Source organism: Corynebacterium sp. HMSC073D01 (assembly GCF_001815555.1).
Lineage (GTDB): Bacteria > Actinomycetota > Actinomycetes > Mycobacteriales > Mycobacteriaceae > Corynebacterium > Corynebacterium glucuronolyticum.
Genome location: NZ_KV821072.1, coordinates 1 through 5828 on the forward strand (window position 1 = coordinate 1; position 5828 = coordinate 5828).

General features: G+C 63.2%; 4 protein-coding genes. 3 read left to right on the plus strand and 1 reads right to left on the minus strand.

What is annotated here, in order from left to right:
• Positions 1–482 precede the first annotated feature (482 nt).
• Together HMPREF3044_RS10110 and HMPREF3044_RS10115 are read left to right on the plus strand one after the other, a co-directional pair.
• Positions 483–1835, plus strand: coding sequence for a TRAP transporter large permease subunit (locus tag HMPREF3044_RS10110; protein WP_070741358.1), 1353 nt, complete (start codon positions 483–485; stop codon positions 1833–1835).
• Between the two features lie 3 nt (positions 1836–1838).
• Complete coding sequence (locus HMPREF3044_RS10115; protein ID WP_070741367.1) at positions 1839–2117, plus strand: hypothetical protein; 279 nt, start codon at positions 1839–1841, stop codon at positions 2115–2117.
• On the opposite strand, the gene HMPREF3044_RS10120 is transcribed toward HMPREF3044_RS10115, so the two are convergent.
• Positions 2114–2824 (minus strand): GntR family transcriptional regulator, encoded by a 711-nt coding sequence (locus tag HMPREF3044_RS10120; RefSeq protein WP_246821018.1) that lies wholly within the window; start codon positions 2822–2824, stop codon positions 2114–2116. The genes HMPREF3044_RS10115 and HMPREF3044_RS10120 overlap by 4 nt on opposite strands.
• 10 nt (positions 2825–2834) lie before the next feature.
• On the opposite strand from HMPREF3044_RS10120, the gene HMPREF3044_RS10125 reads away from it, so the two are divergent.
• Positions 2835–5654, plus strand: coding sequence for an FAD-binding and (Fe-S)-binding domain-containing protein (locus HMPREF3044_RS10125; protein WP_070741373.1), 2820 nt, complete (start codon positions 2835–2837; stop codon positions 5652–5654).
• Positions 5655–5828: the final 174 nt, after the last annotated feature.

Consider the following 5828-nt stretch of genomic DNA (forward strand, 5'->3'; position numbering starts at 1 on the left):
TTACGCTACTGCACAGGCACTCTTCGGGTAGAGCTTTGGTTATCCTGGTGGTTAGCCATGAATTCTCTTCATGGCTGACCTTGGAAATGGAATTCGGGGGAAATTTCCGAAGCCCGGTAGCTGGATTTATATAAACAGTCAGGGTAAATGGTGAAAGTGTGAATCTCTTTTCACTATGTGCCGCTCTAGGCAGCTCTAGGCTGCGTAAACCTCCGCGGCTCCTCGTGTGTGTAGGTCAGCAGCGGGGAGCTCCAGGCCGGAGCGCACGGCATGTCGGGTACGCTCTACGCAGGGGGTAGCACGTCTTAGCCCCCGAAAGTGTTCAATCGAACGCGAAAAATGTCTAAAGTCGTACCATAACTCCCGGACATAAACCTATGAGCCACCCCATATGGGGGAAATTTGCCAAAATCCTCGCACCAGTAACATGTTACGCCGTATTCTGCAGGGCATTACCTGAATACAAAAGAAGGGAGTGAAGCATGGGCATCGTAGCGTTGCTTGTCTTTATCGCGATCACAGTTGTCGTCAACGTGCTGCTGAAACGCAATATCGCGGAGGCGCTGCTACTCGGCCTGGTCGGCGTCGCGCTGGTCGGCGGGACGCGGGCGCCGGAGCTGTTGTGGCATGGCATTACGTCGGCGATCTCGTCTGAGGTCACGTTCGCCGGTATGGCGTTTGTGTTCATGGGCATCATCGTGCAGTCAACGGGTCTGATTGACCGGTTGATCACTATTTTGAACTCGTTGTTTGGCAGGCTGCGGGGTGGCGCAGGTTACGTGTCCACGTTCGCCTCCGCCATGATGGGGCTCATCGCCGGGTCCACGGCGGGCAACTCCGCGACGGTCGGTTCGGTGACGATCCCGTGGATGAAGCAGACCGGATTTAGCCCAAACAGGGCGGCGACGCTGGTTACGGGCAACTCGGGTTTGGGTGTGGCGCTGCCGCCGAACTCAACGATGTTTATCATCCTCGCGATGCCGGCGGCCGCAGCTTCCTCAGCAAGCCAGGTGTACGTGGCGTTGGCGTGCGCGGGCGCGTACGCGGTGCTGTACCGCCTGGCGGTGGTGTGGTTCTGGACCCGGAAGGACAAGATTCCTGCCACGCCGAAGGACCAGATCGTGCCGTTTAAGCAAGCGTGGTCGCAGGGGTGGCGCTCGCCGTCGATCTTCATGGGCATCCTCATCCCCGTGCTGCTGACCATTGGCCCGCTGGCGAACTGGTTGAAGGAATCCACGGGCGTTGGCGCGGACGGTGTGAAGGCGATTTCCATCATCGTCTGGGTGCCGGTGCTCATCACGCTGATTGCGCTGATTGAAGGTGCGAGTAGAATCCGCCGGAACAATGCGCAGTTCAGGGTGCAGATCGTGCAGGATCTTCCAAGCTTTGCCACAGTCGGTATCTCCCTGTTTGCGGCGCTCGCCGCAGCTGCGATCATGGAGGAACTCGGCGTGGGTGATCAGCTGTCGAACACGCTCGGCGCGATGGATCTGCCGAAGTGGGCCATGATTGTCATTGTTGGTGTGTTGGCGGTTGTGGTGGCGACGCCACTGTCGTCGACGGCAACGGCGGCCGCGATCGGTGCCCCCGCCGTGGCGGCGCTGACGGCCGTGGGCATTGACCCGACGGTGGCGATTGTCGTGACGTTGCTGTGCACGTCGACCGAGGGCGCGTCGCCGCCGGTCGGTGCCCCGATCTATCTGTCGGCGGCGATGGCCGATGCCAACCCGACGAAGATGTTCGTGCCGCTGATCATGTACTTTGTCCTCCCGATGATCCTCCTCGCGTGGTTGGTCGGTATGGGCCTTATCCCCGTCTACGTTCCAGGAGTGTAAGAAATGACTGCCTTTTTTAAACTGTTTCGCATCCTCTTCTTCGTCTTCCTAATCGCCTTCATGGTCGGCGGAGTCGTGCTCGTGGGCCTGCAGACGGTCGGCCTCTTCGCAACAAGCGGGGATCTCATCACGGGCGTGAAGTCGCACCTGGCACCGTGGGTGTTCGGCTCAGCCACGCTGTGTGCGATCTGCGCGTTTGTGCTGGGTTATCGCCCGGAAGCCCGTGCCGCCAGGCGCATCCAGAAGGAGCGCGAGGAGCACATTCGGCACCCGGAGGATTAGAGGCCGTCGACGTGTTCTACCCAGACCCTTTCCACGCGGAGTCGTACCTCCTCCGTGCCGGAGGCACCTCCTGCCACCACCGCCTGCCGCACAAGCAGCTTGCCGGTCGTGGTGAGGTGGGAAAACATCTCTTCGCGTGCTTCGCCGGCATCCTGCGAGATAATCGCCTCGATGATGGGGCGGTGCTCATCCAGGATGTTCTGCAGCGATCGCGAGGTGTGCGCGGTGGTGTGCCCCAGAATGTTGGTGATGTCGCGCAGCCGGGACACGACGTTATCGCCGAACCGGGAGCCGCTCATGCGGAAAAACAGGGAGTGCAAGGCGCGGTCGTGAATGAAGAATTCCCGTTCGTCGTCGGCATCGGCGGCGCGCTGCATGAGTTCGAGCAGCTCGTATACCTCGCTGAGGTGCGAAGATTGTCGGTGGAGCGCCGCGCGGTAGGCAGCCGCAGGCTCGATGCCGAGGCGCACCGCGAAGATTTCTGCGACGTTACCTGGGGAGGGAGGAAAGATTTGGAAGCCCCGGTTTTTCACAAACTTCACAAGTCCGGCTTCCTCTAGCCTGAGCAGCCCCTCGCGCACAGGGGAGCGGGACACACCCATCTCTTCGGCAAGCTGGATTACGCTGTACCAGTCACCCGGGCGCATGTCGCCGTCGTGGATCGCATCCCGCACATAATTAACTACCGCGTCAGCCATTGTCGTCATAAGGAATAACATGTTACCTGAAACCACCTCGTCTATCGTGACTAAATTGCGCAAAGATATGCCGACGCGTGCGGCGTATTCCTCTGATGCGTCGTTGTTCCGGCGTGTCCCGGCGGCGGTGTTGGAGCCGTCGTCACGCGAGGATGTGCTGGCCGGCATCGCGTTGGCCCGTGAGCGCGGGTGGGCGATCGTCGGCCGCGGTGGGGGCTCGTCCGTCGCAGGCAACGCGATCGGCGATGGCCTGGTGATCGACACATCGCGGCACTTCAACCGCATTCTCGAGATCGATCCCGAGGCGAAGACGGCGGTGGTCGAGCCAGGTGTGGTGTGCGATCGCCTGCGCGAGGCGGCCGCCGAGTTCGGCCTCACCTACGGCCCGGACCCGTCGACGCATTCCCGCTGCACGATCGGCGGCATGGTGGCGAACAATGCGTGCGGTTCGCACTCGGTCGCGTACGGCACGTCGGCGGATAACCTCGTGGACGTGACGTTAGCTCTGGCTGACGGCCGCGAGGTCACGTTCACGTCCGATGGTTGTGATGATGAGCTTCTCGACGCCCAATTGCGCGCCCTGTACAGCCCCAACCGGGAGTTGATCGAGAAGGAGTTGGGGCGCTTCCCGCGCCAGGTCTCCGGCTACGGCCTGCACTACCTGGGCCACGACATGGCGAAGGCGATCGCCGGATCCGAGGGCACCCTCGGGGTGATCACGCGGCTGACGGTCCGGCTCGTCGAAAAGCCGAAATTTACGGCGCTGGCCGTGCTGTCCTTTGAGGACGTGTTCGCGGCGGCCACGGCGGCGCCCCTGTTGCGGCAGCCGGGCGTGGCCACCATCGAGGGCATGGGCGGCGATCTTCTCGACGCCCTCCGCACCAAGAACGGCCAAGAACACGCAGGTGAGAACCTCCCCGGGCAGCCCCACGCGGGAGGCTGGCTCTACTGCGAAACCGAGGGCAACACCCTGGAGGAGGCGGTCGCGGCGGCGCAGGCGCTGACGGAAACAGTCGAACACATCGGCGCCGTCGTGGTCAGCGACTACGCGGAGGCCCGCGCGCTATGGCGCATCCGCGAGGCCTCCGCGGGCACCGTGACGCGGCTTCCCGACGGCGGCGAGGCCTGGCCGAACTGGGAGGACTCCGCCGTCCCGCCCGAGAACCTGGCCGGTTACCTTCGCGACCTCTACGCCCTCATGGATCGCTACGGCTACCGCGGCATCCCCTTCGGGCACTTCGGCGAGGGCTGCGTCCACGTGCGTATCAGCTTCGACTTCCACACCACCGAGGGCATCACCACGTTCAACAACTTCATGAACGACGCCGCCGAGCTCGTCTCCTCCTACGGCGGCTCCCTCTCCGGCGAGCACGGCGACGGCAGGGCCCGCTCGTCGCTTTTGCACACAATGTACAGCCCCGAAATGCGCGACCTCTTCGAGCAGTTCAAGCTCATCTTCGACCCGCAGCGCATCATGAACCCTGGCGTCCTCGTCTGGGCCGATGCCGTAACCGACGGCCTGCGCATGGAACCAGCACAGCGCAAAAACGAAATCACCCCGCTGCAGCTCTTCCCGGGCGATAACGGCAGCTTCACCGACGCCGTGAACCGCTGCGTCGGTGTCTCCGCGTGCCGATCGATGGAGGGCTCGATGTGCCCGTCGTTCCAGATCACCCACGACGAGGTCCACTCCACCCGCGGCCGCGCCCGCGTGCTGTCCGAACTGTTCCGCGGCGAAACCGTCGACGGCGACGGTGCCGAGGAAGCCCTGGACCTCTGCCTGTCCTGCAAGGCGTGCGCCTCCGAGTGCCCGGTCAACGTGGATATGGCCACCTACAAGTCCGAGTTCTTGAACGACCACTACGCCGGCCGCATCCGCCCCCGCGCCCACTACCTCATGGGCTGGTTGCCGCTGCTCAGCCACGTCGCGCACAAGCTCCCGGTCGTGCCACGCCTGGTGAACTGGGCCATGCACGCCCCGGGCATCTCCACACTCCTGGCGCGCGCCGGTGGCCTGGACACCGGCAGGCCGCTCATCAGCTTCGCCCCGCAATCGCTGCAGAAGTGGGCCTCTAAACGCGAAGCCCACCCCGGCAAGGAGCGCATCGTCCTCTGGCCAGACTCGTTCAACTCCAAGCTCAACACCGCCCCCGCGCAGGCCGCCGTCGAGGCCCTGGAGATGCTGGGCTACGAGGTCATCGTCCCGCAGGAGTTCGTCTGCTGTGGCCTGACCTGGCATTCCACCGGGCAGCTGTCCATAACGCGCCGGGTCCTCGAGCATTCGGCGAAGGTCTTCGCCCCCTACATCGAGGAGGGCTTGACGGTGGTGGCGCTGGAGCCGTCCTGCACCGTCATGCTCCAGCACGACGCCACCACGCAGTCAACAGACCCGCTGGTCAAGCAACTATCTCAAGCCACCCGCAGCTTCGCCCAGGTCGTCGCCCCGAAGATCGCCGCCCTCGTCGAAAAAGGCCAGCTCACCCCCCAAACCGGGAGCGCGTTGACGCAGGTCCACTGCCACGAGAAGTCGCTTGGTGACCCACAGCAGTCCTCCCTCATCCTGGAGGCCCTGGGCTACGACGAAGCGCAGATCGAAACCGGCTGCTGCGGCCTCGCCGGCAACTGGGGTTTCGAGGCCGGACACGCAGAAATGTCCATGCAACTTGGCGAGCGCGAACTCTTCCCCCGCGTCCGCGAGCACAGTGGCCCCGTCATTGCCGACGGCTTCTCCTGCCGCACCCAGGTATCCCAGGGCACCGGCGCGCAGGCAGTACATGTGGCCGAGATCGTGCGCGATGCGCTTAAGGACGGTCTGACACAGAAGCGAAAAGATAGATAAGACTCAATGCTGGGTTTACAGCTCCCCAGGCACAGCGAATCGTGCGAGGGAAACGCTGGACGCATCATGCTCCCAGACAAAAGTTACCTGTTTGCGGGATCGCCCCTCCCAAAAGCCCAGGTGGCCAATCTGGCCTAGGCGCAAAACGGTACCTTTTGTCTGCCGTGCTAACCC

Bases quoted from the DNA above. Each gene is read 5' to 3' on its own strand.
- HMPREF3044_RS10110 (WP_070741358.1), top strand. From the start codon at position 483: ATGGGCATCGTAGCGTTGCTTGTCTTTATCGCGATCACAGTTGTCGTC.
- HMPREF3044_RS10115 (WP_070741367.1), top strand. From the start codon at position 1,839: ATGACTGCCTTTTTTAAACTGTTTCGCATCCTCTTCTTCGTCTTCCTA.
- HMPREF3044_RS10120 (WP_246821018.1), bottom strand. From the start codon at position 2,824: ATGACGACAATGGCTGACGCGGTAGTTAATTATGTGCGGGATGCGATC.
- HMPREF3044_RS10125 (WP_070741373.1), top strand. From the start codon at position 2,835: ATGTTACCTGAAACCACCTCGTCTATCGTGACTAAATTGCGCAAAGAT.